The following is a 14,498-nucleotide window of genomic DNA, read 5'->3' as shown; positions in this document are numbered from 1 at the left end:
CACATTCTGGGCTCGGGCACACGGATAGTGCTACCGCCGGTAACAAACAACTCCGGTCGCATCCGTCACATGAGCAACGGGGCGCATAGGTCCGGAGGTTGAGGATCCCTATGCCGCCCGGGGTGTTCGGCCCCCGCTGTCCGGGGCGGTCGGCCTATGCCGCTCGGTGTCGCTTGGCGACGGTCTTCGCGATCTTCTGCGCGTCGATCGCCATCTCCCGGAACATGCCGCTGATGGGGTTGGTGTAGCCGGTGAAGTAGAGGCCGGGGGCGTTCTTCGGGGTGCGGGGGCCGTGGGTGACCGGGTGGCCGCGGTCGTCGAGGACGTCGAGGTGGCCGACCAGGTCCTCCAGCGCGCGTACGTATCCGGTCGCGGCGATCACCGTGTCGGGGGAGACGAGGGTGCCGTCGGCGAGGGTGACCTTGCCGTCCTCGAAGCCGTCGACGGCGGCCACGATCTCCACCTTCCCCTCCCGCACCGCGTCGATGAGGCCGACGTCCAGGACCGGGATGGCGCCCTGCCCGACCCGGCTGTAGAGGCCGGTGCCGGGGCGGGGCAGGCCCTGGGCGGCGAGGTCGGGCACGCTGACCTTGGCCAACGTGCGGGCCAGCCGGTCGACGAGGGACACCGGGAGGCGTCGTACCAGGATCGAGTTGTACTGGGCGGCCCAGCCGGCGGTGGAACGGCGCACGACGTGCGGGACCGTGCGGACCGCGAGCCGTACCCGGGAGGCGCCGCCCTCCACCAGGTCGACGGCGATCTCGGCGCCGGTGTTGCCGACGCCGACGACGAGGACGTCCTGCCCGGCGAAGGGCTCGGCGTTCCGGTACTCGCCGGCGTGCAGGAACCGGCTGCCGTAGGTGGCCAGGCCGGGCCAGTCCGGGATGCGCGGGGTGTGGTTGAAGCCGGTGGCGACCACCACCGCGGAGCCGGTCAGCTCCCGGCCGCCGGAGGCGTGCAGCAGCCAGCCGTCGCCGTCGGGCGAGCGCTCGATGCGGGAGACCTCGACGCCGGTGACGATCTCCAGTTCGTGGTGCTCGGCGTACTTCTCCAGATAGCGCACCACGTCGTCACGGGAGACCCAGCGGCCGAAGCGGCGCGGCATGGGCAGCCCGGGCAGCGCGGAGAGACGGCGGGTGGTGTGCAGACGCAGGCGGTCGTAGTGGTGGCGCCAGGAGAAGCCGACGTCGTCGGACTTCTCCAGGACGACGGCGCGGATGCCCCGGGCTCGCAGCGCGTACGCGGCGGCGAGACCTCCGGGGCCGGCGCCGATGACGTAGACGGGCGAAACGGTGGGGGGAAACACGGCCATGGGCGGGAGCGTAATCACGCGCCACGTTGATGGGTCTCGGTCAAGACCGGAATTGGTTGCGGATTGATCACACCCGTAGGAGAAGTGAGTGGAACTTGTGACGTAGCCCACTTCATCTGAACGGAAGCAGAAGAGAAGGGGCGGAAAAAGGTCCACGCCGCCGGGCTCCGGTGCGCGGGAGCCCGACGGCGCGGGTGGGCGGTGTCCTTAGACAGACGGGAAAAGAACACCGCGTTCAGGGAGGCTATCGCGGTCGTGAGGGGCCTATCTCGATTGTGAGAGGTTCTTACTTCCGCGGCGGTTTCTCAGTCCCGCTCGCCCTTCTTGCCGTTGCTGTCGTTGCTGTTTCCCTTGCCCTTGCCGAAGCCCGTCACCTCGGCGATCCAGGTGATGAAGTCGCCCGGGTCGGTGTTGGCGCCATGACCCTGGTCCCAGTAGTAGAGGTGGTTCACGTCGTCGCCCAGGTTGTCCAGGCGGGCCGCCAGGTTCGCGGAGATGACGTGCGAGGTGTCGGTGTCATTGGTGCCGAGACGGATCCACCAGTGCTTCGAGCGCTTGCCGTTGACCTTCTCCACCAGGTGGTACATCGGGTTCATCAGGTTCAGCTTCTCGGGGATGTCGCCCGCGACCCGCTTGGTGCTGAGCCCGGTGGAGTCATTCTTCGCGCCGTAGGCGGTGAAGTGGCGGCTTTCGGTCGTACCCGCTCCGAACTCATTGTTTTCGCCGGCGGACAGGTCGAAGGCGTCGAAGGCGGGGGTGGTCTTCTTGCGGGCGCCGACGTGGGTGAGGTAGCCGTCCCAGTCGAAGGCGGCCTTGCCGCCGGACCAGGTGATGAAGGTGTTGGCGGCCAGGTAGGTCTCGCGGTCCGAGTCCGACAGGGCGGCGAGGTAGGTGGTGGCGGACGGCTCCAGGTACTGCTTGAGCAGGTACGCGTCGTAGTTGCGGGCGGTCAGCGGGCCGAAGCCGTCCAGGCCGCGCAGCTTCAGGCTCGCCTGGTACTCGGCGAACTGCGCCCGCAGGTCCTTCGAGACCGTCTGGTCGACGACCTTGCCGGTGGACTGGGTGACGTTGGAGCCCCAGTTCCACTCGTAGGCGCCGTCGGCGTGCTCCAGGTCGGTGATCGGGCACCAGGCGCCGGTCGCGAAGATCGCGTCCGAGGCGTCGGCCGCGCCGATCTCCTTGAGGTACTTGTCGTAGACCGGGCTGTCGCCGGAGGCGCCGAGCAGTGAGGACAGGGCGCCGCCCGCACTGGTGCCGGCCGACACGATCCGGTCGACGTCGCCGGGGATGAGGCCGCGGTTGGCCTTCACGTACCGCACGGCCGCCTTGAGGTCGACGATCGCGGCGGGGGCGGTGCCGTAGTACTCGCCGTCGGAGTTCTTGAGGGTACGGCCGCGGGCGCCGGGCTCGACCACCACGTAGCCGGCGGCCAGGGCCAGCAGCTGGTTGGAGGCGGTGGCGCCGCCGGTGGTGTTGGTGTTGCCGTTCGCGTTGGAGGTGGTGGAGGCCGAGGCGCTGGGCGCGGCGCTGCCGGTGGGCGCACCGCTCGGGGCACCGCCGCCGGCGCTCATGCCGCCGGCGCCGACACCGGTGGCGTCCGCCACGGAGGAGGGCATGTACCCGCCGACGGAGTTGGCGAACAGGATCGGCGCGTTCGTCGGGTCGACCGTCTCGCCGTCGATCTCGACCGGGGCGCTGACGACGAGCGACTGGTAGGTCTCGTCCACCGGGTTGGCGACATAGGTGATCGCCTTCCAGAAGTGGTACGTCACCGAGTGGTCGTCGCCGTCCGTGTCCGTGACGGTCGTCGTCAGCTTCGTGTACGCGTCCGGGTCGAACGTCAGGGAGCCCGAGGAGCCCGACGAGGAGTCGCTCGACGCCTGTGCGCTGAGGGCGATGCCGCCGACTGCTGCGACACCGGCCGTGGCGCCGATGCCCATGATCACGGTCCTGCGCTTCACTGCCCTGTGCTTCACCTTGCTGCCTCTCGTGTGCGGGCTCCTTGGCCTTGCGCATGCGAACGTAATTCTGTGCCGACGAAATCGTCAACAATCTGCCGGGATTCATGGCGGACCCACAGTCCCATGGGAATCACACAGCTTTTGCCCAGCACCCTCTGGGCTCCCGCATCCATCTGACATAACGTCAGATTCATGGATGCGACGAGTGCGCCGACCGCGCCGGCCGCCGACCGGGCCCGCCCGGCCGCCCGGCGGTACGACCTCCCCGAACCGGACGCCTTCACCCGCCCCTACTGGGAGGCGGCGGCCGAGGGCAGGCTCCTGCTCCGCCGCTGCGGCTCCTGCGGCCGGGCCCACCACTACCCCCGGGAGTTCTGCCCGCACTGCTGGGGCGAGGACGTCACCTGGGAGACCGCGTCCGGCCGCGCGTACCTCTACACCTGGTCCGTCGTGCACCGCAACGACCTCCCGCCCTTCGGCGACCGCGTCCCGTACGTCGCCGCCGTGGTCGACCTGGCGGAGGGTCCGCGCATGATGACCGAGCTGGTGGACACGCCCGAGCCGCGCGCCGGACTGGAGTTGGCGGTCGCCTTCCGGGAGGGCGTGCCGGTCTTCCGCCCCGCGGCACGCTGAACAGGGAGCGGCCGGGGCGGAGGCGGCCAGAACAGGGGGCGGCCGGCACACGGAGCGGTGAGCACGGGGAGCGGCCGGCGCACGGAGCGGTGAGCGCGGGGAGCGGCCGGAACAGGGGACGCGCCGGAACGGGCTGGGCCGTCACCCGGCACAGAGGTTTCAATGACCCCATGGCCCAGACCGACGAACAGCCCGCCGCCCGCCGCCCCGACGTCACCCCGCACGGTCACGGCCTGCGCCTCGACCACTGGAACCCGGACTCGCGGCCCCACGCCGAGGCCTGGCTGTGCGGCCGTACCGACCTGGACTTCCTCCGCTGGAACACCCCGCTCCAGCCGGACATCGACCTCGCCGGAGCCCGTACCGCGCTGCTGAGGCAGCGGGAGCAGGCGGCCGCCGGCGGCTGCGTGCCGTTCCGGATCGCGGACGCGGAGAGCGGTACGACCCTCGGGCACATCGGCATCAACATGATCGACCGGGTGTCCCGTTCCGCCCGGGTCGGCTACTGGGTGCTCCCCGAGGCGCGGGGCCGCCGGGTCGCCACCCACGCCCTGGCCCTGGCCGCCCGCTGGACCTTCACCGAGCTGGGCCTCTACCGGCTGGAGCTGGGGCACGCCGTCGGCCACGAGGCGTCCTGCCGGATAGCGCAGACGTGTGGATTCCCGTACGAGGGGACGCTGCGGGGTGCGATGTTCGAGGCGGGCCGGCCGAACGCGTTCCGGGACGCCCATCTGCACGCCCGCCTCGCCTCGGACCCGGAGCCGTCGCTGGACTAATTCACGTGCGGTGGACGGCGGCCGACCGCGACCATCGACCATGGCCTCCGAGACACCCACATCCGAAGCGTCCGAAGCAACTGGCGCGTCCGAAGCAACCGTCGCGTCCGACTGGCACTTCACCTCCGACGTGGACGAATTCCTCGACCACGCCGAGGAGTTCCTCGGCTCCCGCCCGGACCTGCACACCATCCATCTGACGGTGACTCAGCAATTGCGGCACCGCGGCCCGTCGGGGTACGGCGACCAGCCCCCGTTCCTCGGCTACCTGACCCGGAGGGACGGCAGCGTGGGCGCGGCCCTGCTGCACACCCCGCCGTACGCCCTGCGCACCACCCGCCTCACGGCCGGGGAGTGCCAGGCGCTGGCCTCCCGGCTCCTCGCCCTCGGCCACCCGGTCTCCGGATTCGCCGCGGAACGCGCCACGGCGGAGGCGTTCGTGGCGGTCTGGGAACGGCGGACCGGGACGCCCGGGAAGCTCCAGGACCTGGAACGGCTCTACCGGCTGGACGAGTTGACGGTCCCCGCACCGGTGCCGGAGGGCCGGGCGAGGGTGGCCGGGCCGTCGGACCGGGAGCTGCTGATCCGCTGGTACGGCGGCTTCGTCGCCGACGCGGGCATGCCGGGCGGCCGGGACGCCGGGGACTGGGCCGACTTCCGGCTCTCCTACGGCGGCGTCACGCTCTGGGAGACCTCCGACGGCACTCCGGTGTCCATGGCCGGTGTGACCCCGACGGTCGCCGGCCAGGCCCGGGTCGCGCCCGTCTACACCCCGCGCGAGCTGCGCGGCCGCGGTTACGCCGGTGCGGTGACGGCGGAGGTCAGCCGGGCGGCCCTGGCGAGGGGCGTCGGCGAGGTCCTCCTCTTCACGGACCTGGCGAACCCGACGAGCAACGCGCTCTACCAGCGCATCGGCTACCGGCAGGTGGCCGACTGGGCGGTGTACGACTTCGAAGAGCGGGCGTAGGGGCGGGGGCTGGCGGCCGGCGCCTGGGGCTTGCGTGCGCCGTGCGGTCCGGCGCTCACGGCTGGCGTGCGCTCCGTGTGGGACCGGCGCCTGCGGTCGGCGTACGTGGCGAGGGACCGGCGCTCGCGGCGGGGTGTGCGCCGTGCGGAACCGGCGCTCACGACCGGCGTGCGCTCCGTGTGGGACCGGCGCCTGTGGTCGGCGTATGTAGCGAGGGATCGGCGCTCGCGGCGGGGTGTGCGCCGTGGGGTCCGGCGGTTACGGCCACAGCAGTTGCTTCCGCCAAGTCCCGTTCTCCTCCTCGACGTACCGGAGCCGGACGTGGCGCCGGTCCGGGTCGCCCTGGAAGAACTCGGCCTCCTCCGGGCGCAGCCGGTAGAGGGTCCAGGTGGGGGAGGGGGCGGTCGGGTCGGCGCGGGCCCGTTCCCAGGCCGCCTCCGACTCCTCCCGCAGCTCCTCCAGCGAGGACAGGACGCCGCTCTGCCTGCCGGTGAGCGCCGCCGCCAGGGCACCCGTCGAGCGGGCGTGCAGGTCCGCCTGGCCCTCCTCCGACGGGGCCGCGGTGACCGGCCCGCGGAGCCGGACCTGGCGGCCCAGCACCGGCCAGTAGAAGGCCAGCGCCGCGTACGGGCGGGCGTTCAGCTGATGCCCCTTGCGGCTGGTCAGATGCGACGCGAAGGACCAGCCGTCCGGGTCCGCGCCGTGCAGCATCACGATCCGTACGTCCGCCCGGCCCGCCTCGTCCGCCGTGGCCAGCGACACGGTGTGCGGCTCCGGCTGCCCTGCCGCCACCGCCTCCGCGAACCACGTGGTGAAGAGGGGGAGCGGGGCATCGGGCGCCGACGCCGGGTCGAACGGCCGTAGCTCGGTGGTCTCGGGGGACCAGACCCGGAGCGACTTCAGGAGCGTGTGAAGATCCGTTGCTGCCATGTGCCGAGTATCACTCGGGGACCGCGCGCGGCCGCACCAGCAGCACGTCGTGCGGCGGCCCGGCGTGCCCCGGGGGACCCGGGAACCGAACTCCCGGGCACAACCGAGCAAACCCCTGCGAACACCTGTGCCCCGGCCCCACACTGTCCGGCATGAGAGGACCCAGGACCGTGCGGGTGGCCGTACGCCACGTACTCGGCGATGCCGGGCGGCCCAGGACGCGGACCGTCACCTGGGCCGCGCGTGACTTCCGGCTGGTCCGGCCGGCTGAGGGCCGGGACCGCGTCGAGCTGGAGTGCCCGGTCTGCTCGGCCGCGCTCGTCGCCGAGGTCCGCGACCACGCCCGCACCCGGCGCGTCCGCCTGACCTGGGGCACGGTCTCCCTGCTCGCGCTGGTCCTGTTCGCCGTCTCGCTGGCCTACGCCGTCCACGAGGCCGGCCGGACCCTCCCGGCCGGGCAGTCGCCGCCCCTGCTCCTCCCGATCAGCGTGGCCGCGGCCGCCGTGACCCTGATCGTCGCGCCCGCCGCCTGGGTGATCGCCCGCACCCGCATCGGCGTCACCCTCGTCGACGCCCCCGGCCCCCGCCGCGGCCACCGCATCGTGCCGGTGCGCCGCTGAGGCACTCCTCAGTGCCGGGCGAACTGGACCCCGGTCCGCTGGACCGTGTCCGGGCGTACCGGGAGTGCGGGCACAGTGAGTTGCTCGCCGTAGATGTCGGTGAGGCGGAGCTCGCCGCCGCAGCCGGTGCCCTGTTCGGAGAGGAAGTAGTTGTACCCGGTGCGGGTCAGCGCCAGCCAGCCGCCGCCGGTGCGGACCTCCAGACGGGCCAGCGGGTTGCGGTGGCCGATCGCCTGGATGCCGCACCAGTACTGGGTGGAACCGGTCTTGTAGCGGATCGACACCGTGTCCGAGGTGGCCGGGCTCAGCAGGCTCCAGGTGATCGCGATCCGGCCCGCCGAGAGCGGCGCGAGCTTCGCGAACGCCTGTCGGCTGAGGTCGAGCTGGCCGACCGCACAGGGCGCCGGGCACTCGTTGGTGATGCGTACGGTGATCGACTTACCGCTCGCCGCGCGGACCGAGACGTACGCCCCGCAGGCCTTCGCCGTCTCGTAGTCGGCGGTGTTCATCGCCGCGGTCATGACGTCGTCGGTCGGGCCGAACGAGCAGGCGCCGTCGCCGTTGCCGACGTCGTAGGAGGTGGCGACGCCCTGGTAGGAGGCCCCGGGGCGGATCCGGCCGGCCGCGGGGGCCGTGGTGGTGGACGGGGTGCGGGCGGCGCCGGCCGCCGCGCGCCGGGCCGGGGTGGCGGAAGGAGCCGCGGACGCCGTCGGCGTGGTCCGTGCGCTCGGCGTGGGCTTCGACGACGCCGACGATCCCTTCGAGGGCGTCGCCGATGCCGTCTCCGTCGTACTCGCCTCGGCTTTCGACGAGGCCGTGGACGAGGCCGCGGACACCGCCCGGTCCGCGGCCCCCCGCCCGGCGCCGGCCGTGTCGCCGGGGCGGAGGGCGACGATCAGGGTCACGACCAGGGCGACGGCGGCCACGGCGGCCACCGCGAGGAGGGGGCCGCGGACCGGCCGCCACTCGAAGTTCTGGTCCGGACGCGGACGACGGCGATGTGAGGAGGAGACCACGGAGCGATCCTTACGCGGTTCGGCGGTGCACGTCCTTCGAACGTCTCGTTCTGAACAACGGAATCCGAACGTCGAATTGCACGTCGAATCACACGTCGGATTCCGAACGTCGAAGCTTCCGGAACGCAGTCGCCGCCGTGGCCCGAAAGGTTGCCGTGGCCTGAAAAGCTGCCGTGGCCCGAAAGATCGCCGTGGCCCGAAAGGTCGCCGCCGTCCTTCCCCGCCCCCGGTGTCACCCCCGCCCCTCGGCCCCCGGTGTCACCCCCGCCCCTCGGCCCCCGGTGTCACCCCACCCCCCGCCCCCGGTGTCACCCCCGCCCCAGTACCACCGTCCCCGACGAGCAGAACCAACCCCCCGTCCCCGACGCCACCCCCAGCTCCGGAAGCCCCCCGTCCGCCCGGCGCACCTGCCGGTCACCGGCCTCGCCGCGCAGCTGCCGTACCGCCTCCACCAGCAGGAACAGCCCCCGCATGCCGGGGTGTTGGGCCGACAGCCCGCCCCCGTCCGTGTTCACGGGAAGCTCTCCCCCCGCGACCCGCAGCCGCCCCTTCTCCACGAACGCCCCGCCCTCGCCCTTCGCGCAGAAGCCCAGGTCCTCCAGGGTCACCAGCGTCATGTAGGTGAAGGCGTCGTAGATCTCGGCGAAGTCCACCTCCGAGGGCCGTACACCCGCCCGCCGGAAGGCCAGTTCGCCGCTCACCGCCGCCGGGGACACCGTGAAGTCCGCCCACTCCGACATGGTCGCGTGCGAGACGCACTCACCCGTGCCGAGGACCCACACCGGGGAGGTCCGGCAGTCCCGTACGTACTCCTCGGCCGCCAGCAGCACGGCCGCGCCGCCGTCGGAGCGGATGCAGCAGTGCAGCTTGGTGAAGGGGTCGGCGATCATCGGGCCGGACAGGACCTCGTCGACCGTGACCGGGGTGCGGAACATCGCCTCCGGGTTCAGCGCCGCGTTCGCCCGTGCCTGGACCGCCACCTCCGCCAACTGCTCGATGGTGGTGCCGTGTTCGATCATGTGCCGGCGGGCCGCCATCGCGTACTTGGCGATGAGGGTGTGGCCGTAGGGGACCTCGAACTGGAGCGGGCCCCCGGCGCCGAAGGAGAGGTTGCCGGTCCTGCGGCCCGCCTTGATGTCGGCGCGGGCCGTCGAGCCGTACACCAGCAGGACCGCGTTGGCATGGCCGGCCGCGATCGCGTCCGCCGCGTGCGCCGCCATGACCTCCCAGGTGGAGCCGCCGACCGAGGTGGAGTCGGCCCAGGTGGGGCGCAGGCCCAGGTACTCGGCCACCTCCACCGGGGCCAGGGTGCCCAGGCCCGCGGAGGCGAAGCCGTCGACCACCTCCCGGCCGAGGCCCGCGTCGGCGAGCGCGCGGCGGGCCGCCTGGGCGTGCAGGGCGTAGGCGGTGGCGTCGTCCACGCGGCCGCAGTCGGACAGGGCCACGCCGACCACGGCGACCTTGCGGGGTCCGGTCATGAATCTGACGGTACATCAGATCCTTCGCACTCCGCCCCTGTGCATCTGCATCCAACGCCCCTAGCATGACGGGCCGTCAGATCGTCAGGAGGTCCGGTCATGGACGCCCGCTTCACCGACGAGCAGGACGAGATCCGGCGCGCCCTGCGTGAACTGCTCCACAAGCGATGCGGGACGGAGGACGTACGGGCCGCCGTCGACAGGCCGGAGGGGCACGACCCCGCCCTGTGGACCGCCCTCGGCGAACAACTCGGCCTGCCCGGAATCGCCCTGCCCGAGGCGTACGGCGGGGCTGGCTGCTCCGCCACGGAAGTCGCGCTGGCCGCAGAGGAGTTGGGGCGCGCGCTCGCCCCCTCCCCCTTTCTCGCCACCGCCGTCCTCGCCGCCCCGCTGCTGCTCGCCCTCGGCACCGACGCCCAACGCGCCGAACTGCTCCCGAGGATCGCCGACGGCGGCCTCACCGCCGCCCTCGCCGTCCCCGGCACCCGGCTCGGCACCGCCCTCGCGCTCACCGGCCCCGGCGGCGGTGACTGGGCCGGCGGCGGACGGGCCGGCGGCGTCCAGGCGCGGCACCGGGGGGACCGGTGGCAGCTGTACGGAGAGGCCGACCAGGTGCTGGACGGGCACAGTGCCGGCGTCCTGCTGGTCCCGGCGCACGCCGGTGGGTACGCCCGCTCGCGCGTCCTGCTCTTCCTGGTGGCGGGGGACGCCGACGGGGTCGTACGGACCCGGCGCACCACCCTCGATCCGACCCGCCCCCAGGCCAGGGTCCAACTGCGCCATGTGGCCGCGGAACCGCTGGGCGACGAGGACACCGACGTCCGGCCCGCCCTCGCCGCACTGGGCGATTCCGTGGCCGCGGTACTCGCGGGCGAGGCCGTGGGGGCCGCGGACCGGGCGCTGGAGCGGACGGTGGAGTACGTGAAGCAGCGGGAGCAGTTCGGGCGGGCGATCGGGTCGTTCCAGGCCGTCAAGCACCGGCTGGCCGATGTGCACGTCGCGGTCCGGGCGGCCCGGTCGGCCGCCTACTACGCGGCCTGGGCGACGGCCCAGGGGGAGCCGGTGGGCGCGCTGGCCCTGGCCCAGGCGCTGGAGGCGCTGCGGACCGCCGCGGCGGAGGGGATCCAGCTGCACGGCGGGATCGGGTTCACCTGGGAGCACGAGGCACATCTGTCCTTCAAGCGGGCGGCCGGGGACGAGCTGCTCTTCGGGCCCGTGCACCGGCTGCGCGGGCAGGCCGCCGACGCGGCGGGGCTGTTCGGGGGACGGGGGGTGGCGGTGTGATCGGCCAACGCCTGGTGCGGAAGGCGGCGGCCAGCCGCGGGTTCCTGAAGGTCGCCCCGCACGTGGTCCCGGCCCTGGACCGGGCCGTGCACCGGCTCAGCGGGGGCCGGCTGCTGCTCAGCGCGCAGATGCTGCCGGGGGCGATCCTGACCTCCACGGGGGCGCGCAGCGGGCTGCCCCGGCGTACGCCGCTCGCGTGCATGCCCCAGGAGGACGGCTGGCTGCTCGTCGGGTCCAACTACGGCCGGACCGACCACCCCGCCTGGACCTACAACCTCCTCAGGCATCCCGCCGCCGAGATCAGCTGGAAGGGCCGGGACATACCGGTCACAGCCCGGCTGCTGACGGGGGCGGAACGGGCGGCCGCCTGGCGTGAACTCCTGGACTTCTGGCCGCCGTACGCCACGTACCAGGAGCGGGTGGACAGGGAGCTGCGGGTCTTCCGGCTCACCGCGTCGTAGCGGGAGCGCCGGGTGCAGTGGGAGCACCGGGAGTGGCGGGAGCACCGGGTGCGGCGGGAGCAGCGGCGGCTCGCGGCGCGCGGCGGTCACGGCGCGTGCTGCGCGGCTCGCCGGGGCGCGGCGGTCGGACACAGCGCGTGCTGCGCGGCTCGCCGAGGCGCGGCGGTCGGTCACAGCGCGTGCTGGGCCAGCAGCAGGGCGCCGATGCCCAGCATCGCCGCCCCCGAGGTGCGGGTGACCGCCCGGGCCGCCCTCGGGCGCGCCGACAGCAGGCGGCGGGCCAGGGTGCCGACGGCGAGGTAGACGGCCGCGCAGGCCGCCATGTGGAGGGCGCCGAGTACGGCCGTCTGGGCGGCCACCGGGGCGTGGTCGCCCTTCGTCACCAGGAACTGGGGGAGCACGGAGAGGTAGAGCAGCAGGCCCTTGGGGTTGAGGCCGCTGATCGCCGCACCCCGCCAGAAACCCGGCCCCTCCGGCCCGGCCGCCGCCTCTTCCCCCTCCGCCGGTACCGCCGGGCGCCGCAGCACGCTCCACCCCAGCCACACCAGATACCCGGCGCCGGCCACCGTCAGGACGGTGAGCAGCGTGGGCGAGCTCGCCACCAGCACCGCGAGCCCCGCGACCGCGAGCGCCGTGTGCAGCGCGTACCCGGCGACCAGGCCCGCCACCGCGCGCGGCACCGAACGGCCGCGCACTCCGGCGGCGATCACGAACGCCCAGTCGGCGCCCGGCACGCACACCAGCAGCAGGTCCACGGCGAGGAAGGAAATCAGGGGTCCGGCGTCCATGGCAGGGACATTAGGCGCGAACGGCCCGAAAGTGTTGTCGAAATTTGCTCGCGACCAGCCGTTCCGGGGGAGAATCTTCCCCATGGACGAGGTGGACCGGAAAATTCTTGCCGAGCTGCAGCAGGACGGGCGGCTGACCGTGACCGAGCTGGCCGGGCGGGTGCGGCTGAGTGTCTCGCCGTGCCACCGGCGGCTGCGCGAGCTGGAGCGGTCGGGGGCGATCGGCGGGTACCGGGCGGTGGTGGATCCGGCGTCCGTGGGGCTGACCTTCGAGGCGCTGGTCTTCGTGTCCATGCGGCAGGAGGACCGGGACACGGTCGCCGACTTCGAGCGGGCGATCGCCGAGATCCCCCATGTACTGGACGCGCAGCGGCTGTTCGGCGAGCCCGACTACCTGCTGCGGGTGGCCACCGCCGACCTCGCCGCCTTCCAGCGGCTCTACGACGAACGGCTCGCGACCCTGCCGGGCGTGCAGCGCCTCACCTCGACCCTGGTGATGAAGCACGTGGTCCGGGACCGGCCCCTCCCGGCATAGCGCAACAGGCGGTGGCCCACCTCCGGTGAACCACCGCCTGCCAGACAGGACCCAGTGCGCGGGTTACTTCGTGGGCTTCTTCCCGGTCACGCCCAGGTGCACCAACAGCGCGAGGTTCGGCTTGAGTTCGGCCTGCTTCACACCCCAGGACTGGAAGCCCTTCTGGTGCGAGGCGACCGCCGCGAGCATCGCGACCAGCGAACCGGCCATGGCCGCCGGGTTCACGTCCTTGTCGACCTTGCCCTTGGACTGCAACTCCGTGATGGAGTCGGTCAGGGAGTTGTTCACCGAGTTCAGGATCTTCATACGGATCTTGTAGAACCGTTTGTCCCCTTCGGCCGCGCCGAGGTCGACCACGCGCAGGATCGCGTCGTTCTTGCGCCAGAACTCCAGGAAACCGTCCACGAGTTCCTGCGCGGTCGCCCAGCCGGCCTTGCCGACCCAGGAGCGCCCTGCCAGCAGCTCGGTCAACTGGCCGCCCTCGGTGGCCATTTGCTCGGCGATCTCCAGGACGGCGCCCTCGACGTCCGGGAAGTACTGGTAGAAGGTCGCGGGCGAAGTACCCGCCTTCCGGGCGACATCGATGACCTTGACGTCCCGGTAAGGGGAGGAGCTGAGCATCTCGCTGAGGCAGTCGAGCAGCTTCTGCCGGGTCGCCTGCCCACGCCGGCCGGCCACGCGGCCGTCGACGGTACGCACTTGTCCTGTCATGCCGTCAGCTTACCGAGGGGTGATCGGAGCGCGATTCGGCCGACTGCAAATGGGGTGCACGGGTGTATGGGGGGTGGGTGAGGGGCGCGTGGGCGGTGCCACCCCAGGTGGTGCGGCTGGTCTGCGGGGTGCGAGCCGGGCGGTTACTTTGACGACATGGCCGAAAACAGGGCATCCGCATACAGGGAGGGCGTCCCGTGCTGGGTGGACGTGCAGCTTCCCGACGTCGAGGCGGGCAAGCGGTTCTACGGCGGGCTCTTCGGATGGACCTTCGAGGACGCCGGACCGGGGGCCGTGTGGGCCCGGCTGGACGGCGCGGCCGTCGCCAGGCTGGCGCGGAAGCGGGACGGCCGGATGCCCACCGTCTGGACGGTCTACTTCGCGACCCCGGACGCCCGGAACCTCGCCCGGCGGGTCCTGGCCGCCGGCGGCCAGATCGTGAACGACCCGGTCCCCGTCCGTGACCTCGGCACCGCCGCCCTGGTCGCCGACCCCCAGGGTGCCGTCTTCGGCCTCTGGCAGGCCGCGAGCCACCCCGGCTTCGGCGTCCGGCACGCCCCCGGCACCTTCGCCTGGGCGCAGCTCTACACCACCGACATCGACGCGGCCAACGCCTTCTACGGCCACCTCTTCGCCGACGCCCTGTTCGGCGCGGGCGCCGACCCGGACTTCGGCCGCGCCCCCGTCTCCGACGTCTTCCACGCCGGGATGCCACCGCAGTTCGTCGTCCACTTCCGCACCGGGGACGTGGGGGCCGCGGTCGAGGCCGTACGGCAGTTGGGCGGCCGGCTCCAGGCGCCGCCCTTCGAGACGTCGTACGGAAAAGCGGCCGTCGTGACCGACAATCAGGGGGCGTCCTTCGCGCTGCTGCAACGCTGAGGCCGGAAACCGCCGGCTCTTGGTGGATAAATGTCTCACTTTGTCATGTGACACCCCGATTGGTCGCCGGGTTCGCAACCTGTGCCCGGGCCAGGAAGAATCGGGGTGCGTGCCGCCACGGCGGTGCGGTGGTGAGACGCTGCACGG

At 72.7% G+C, this 14,498-nt stretch carries 15 protein-coding genes; 8 read left to right on the top strand and 7 right to left on the bottom strand.

The genetic code is table 11. From position 1 onward, the window contains the following. Nucleotides 1-154: 154 nt before the first annotated feature. Both ACZ5K7_RS09920 and ACZ5K7_RS09915 read right to left on the bottom strand, forming a co-directional pair. On the bottom strand, nt 155-1,312 hold the full coding sequence (locus tag ACZ5K7_RS09920; protein WP_468912279.1) for a flavin-containing monooxygenase: 1,158 nt from the start codon (nt 1,310-1,312) through the stop codon (nt 155-157). Nucleotides 1,313-1,617: 305 nt separating this feature from the next. After that, nucleotides 1,618-3,252: a subtype B tannase gene (locus ACZ5K7_RS09915; RefSeq protein WP_468912598.1), complete on the bottom strand. Its 1,635-nt coding sequence runs from the start codon at nt 3,250-3,252 to the stop codon at nt 1,618-1,620. A 213-nt stretch (nt 3,253-3,465) separates the two neighbouring features. Between ACZ5K7_RS09915 and ACZ5K7_RS09910 the strand changes: the two genes are divergently transcribed. The 3 genes from ACZ5K7_RS09910 (at nt 3,466) to ACZ5K7_RS09900 (ending at nt 5,649) form a co-directional block, all read left to right on the top strand. Next, entirely contained in the window at nt 3,466-3,906 is a 441-nt protein-coding gene (locus tag ACZ5K7_RS09910; RefSeq protein WP_468912277.1) for a Zn-ribbon domain-containing OB-fold protein, read from the top strand. A 170-nt stretch (nt 3,907-4,076) separates the two neighbouring features. Further along, complete coding sequence (locus tag ACZ5K7_RS09905) at nt 4,077-4,682, top strand: GNAT family N-acetyltransferase (RefSeq protein WP_351711879.1); 606 nt, start codon at nt 4,077-4,079, stop codon at nt 4,680-4,682. A 40-nt stretch (nt 4,683-4,722) separates the two neighbouring features. Next, nucleotides 4,723-5,649 carry a GNAT family N-acetyltransferase gene (locus tag ACZ5K7_RS09900; RefSeq protein WP_468912274.1) on the top strand — a complete coding sequence of 309 codons (927 nt, stop codon included), beginning with the start codon at nt 4,723-4,725 and terminating at the stop codon, nt 5,647-5,649. 258 nt (nt 5,650-5,907) lie between these two features. Here ACZ5K7_RS09900 and ACZ5K7_RS09895 read toward each other — a convergent pair whose 3' ends face one another. Then, complete coding sequence (locus ACZ5K7_RS09895; RefSeq protein WP_351711883.1) at nt 5,908-6,579, bottom strand: pyridoxine/pyridoxamine 5'-phosphate oxidase; 672 nt, start codon at nt 6,577-6,579, stop codon at nt 5,908-5,910. Between the two features lie 152 nt (nt 6,580-6,731). Here ACZ5K7_RS09895 and ACZ5K7_RS09890 point away from each other — a divergent pair, with 152 nt between their 5' ends. Then, entirely contained in the window at nt 6,732-7,199 is a 468-nt protein-coding gene (locus ACZ5K7_RS09890) for a hypothetical protein (RefSeq protein WP_468912272.1), read from the top strand. 8 nt (nt 7,200-7,207) lie between these two features. On the opposite strand, the gene ACZ5K7_RS09885 is transcribed toward ACZ5K7_RS09890, so the two are convergent. Together ACZ5K7_RS09885 and ACZ5K7_RS09880 are read right to left on the bottom strand one after the other, a co-directional pair. Further along, nucleotides 7,208-8,215, bottom strand: a complete 1,008-nt coding sequence (locus ACZ5K7_RS09885; protein ID WP_468912270.1) for an expansin EXLX1 family cellulose-binding protein — start codon at nt 8,213-8,215, stop codon at nt 7,208-7,210. Between the two features lie 308 nt (nt 8,216-8,523). Further along, complete coding sequence (locus tag ACZ5K7_RS09880; RefSeq protein WP_468912268.1) at nt 8,524-9,693, bottom strand: thiolase C-terminal domain-containing protein; 1,170 nt, start codon at nt 9,691-9,693, stop codon at nt 8,524-8,526. Between the two features lie 99 nt (nt 9,694-9,792). Here ACZ5K7_RS09880 and ACZ5K7_RS09875 point away from each other — a divergent pair, with 99 nt between their 5' ends. Beyond that, nucleotides 9,793-10,977: an acyl-CoA dehydrogenase family protein gene (locus ACZ5K7_RS09875; RefSeq protein WP_468912266.1), complete on the top strand. Its 1,185-nt coding sequence runs from the start codon at nt 9,793-9,795 to the stop codon at nt 10,975-10,977. After that, on the top strand, nt 10,974-11,438 hold the full coding sequence (locus ACZ5K7_RS09870) for a nitroreductase family deazaflavin-dependent oxidoreductase (RefSeq protein ID WP_468912265.1): 465 nt from the start codon (nt 10,974-10,976) through the stop codon (nt 11,436-11,438). Before ACZ5K7_RS09875 ends, ACZ5K7_RS09870 begins: the two co-directional genes overlap by 4 nt. A 170-nt stretch (nt 11,439-11,608) precedes the next feature. On the opposite strand, the gene ACZ5K7_RS09865 is transcribed toward ACZ5K7_RS09870, so the two are convergent. Then, nucleotides 11,609-12,226, bottom strand: a complete 618-nt coding sequence (locus ACZ5K7_RS09865) for a LysE family translocator (protein WP_468912263.1) — start codon at nt 12,224-12,226, stop codon at nt 11,609-11,611. An 82-nt stretch (nt 12,227-12,308) separates the two neighbouring features. Here ACZ5K7_RS09865 and ACZ5K7_RS09860 point away from each other — a divergent pair, with 82 nt between their 5' ends. Continuing rightward, nucleotides 12,309-12,761, top strand: a complete 453-nt coding sequence (locus ACZ5K7_RS09860) for an Lrp/AsnC family transcriptional regulator (protein ID WP_351711897.1) — start codon at nt 12,309-12,311, stop codon at nt 12,759-12,761. Between the two features lie 63 nt (nt 12,762-12,824). Here ACZ5K7_RS09860 and ACZ5K7_RS09855 read toward each other — a convergent pair whose 3' ends face one another. Next, a complete protein-coding gene (locus ACZ5K7_RS09855; protein ID WP_351711899.1) occupies nt 12,825-13,472 on the bottom strand; it encodes a TetR family transcriptional regulator in 648 nt (215 codons plus the stop codon). A gap of 156 nt (nt 13,473-13,628) precedes the next feature. Between ACZ5K7_RS09855 and kbpA the strand changes: the two genes are divergently transcribed. Beyond that, nucleotides 13,629-14,351, top strand: a complete 723-nt coding sequence (gene kbpA, locus ACZ5K7_RS09850) for an AfsK-binding protein KbpA (RefSeq protein ID WP_468912260.1) — start codon at nt 13,629-13,631, stop codon at nt 14,349-14,351. Nucleotides 14,352-14,498 lie beyond the last annotated feature (147 nt).

It is taken from the genome of Streptomyces sp. NPDC031497 (assembly GCF_055580905.1).
The sequence above is the reverse complement of the archived record's forward strand: the minus strand, read 5'-3'. Positions and strand labels throughout refer to the sequence as shown.

What these genes read in the sequence shown, in the direction of transcription:
- ACZ5K7_RS09855 (WP_351711899.1), bottom strand. Translation starts at nt 13,472, where the DNA reads ATGACAGGACAAGTGCGTACCGTCGACGGCCGCGTGGCCGGCCGGCGT.
- ACZ5K7_RS09895 (WP_351711883.1), bottom strand. Translation starts at nt 6,579, where the DNA reads ATGGCAGCAACGGATCTTCACACGCTCCTGAAGTCGCTCCGGGTCTGG.
- ACZ5K7_RS09900 (WP_468912274.1), top strand. Translation starts at nt 4,723, where the DNA reads ATGGCCTCCGAGACACCCACATCCGAAGCGTCCGAAGCAACTGGCGCG.
- ACZ5K7_RS09875 (WP_468912266.1), top strand. Translation starts at nt 9,793, where the DNA reads ATGGACGCCCGCTTCACCGACGAGCAGGACGAGATCCGGCGCGCCCTG.
- ACZ5K7_RS09880 (WP_468912268.1), bottom strand. Translation starts at nt 9,693, where the DNA reads ATGACCGGACCCCGCAAGGTCGCCGTGGTCGGCGTGGCCCTGTCCGAC.
- ACZ5K7_RS09920 (WP_468912279.1), bottom strand. Translation starts at nt 1,312, where the DNA reads ATGGCCGTGTTTCCCCCCACCGTTTCGCCCGTCTACGTCATCGGCGCC.
- kbpA (WP_468912260.1), top strand. Translation starts at nt 13,629, where the DNA reads ATGGCCGAAAACAGGGCATCCGCATACAGGGAGGGCGTCCCGTGCTGG.
- ACZ5K7_RS09860 (WP_351711897.1), top strand. Translation starts at nt 12,309, where the DNA reads ATGGACGAGGTGGACCGGAAAATTCTTGCCGAGCTGCAGCAGGACGGG.
- ACZ5K7_RS09910 (WP_468912277.1), top strand. Translation starts at nt 3,466, where the DNA reads ATGGATGCGACGAGTGCGCCGACCGCGCCGGCCGCCGACCGGGCCCGC.
- ACZ5K7_RS09890 (WP_468912272.1), top strand. Translation starts at nt 6,732, where the DNA reads ATGAGAGGACCCAGGACCGTGCGGGTGGCCGTACGCCACGTACTCGGC.
- ACZ5K7_RS09905 (WP_351711879.1), top strand. Translation starts at nt 4,077, where the DNA reads ATGGCCCAGACCGACGAACAGCCCGCCGCCCGCCGCCCCGACGTCACC.
- ACZ5K7_RS09915 (WP_468912598.1), bottom strand. Translation starts at nt 3,252, where the DNA reads ATGGGCATCGGCGCCACGGCCGGTGTCGCAGCAGTCGGCGGCATCGCC.
- ACZ5K7_RS09865 (WP_468912263.1), bottom strand. Translation starts at nt 12,226, where the DNA reads ATGGACGCCGGACCCCTGATTTCCTTCCTCGCCGTGGACCTGCTGCTG.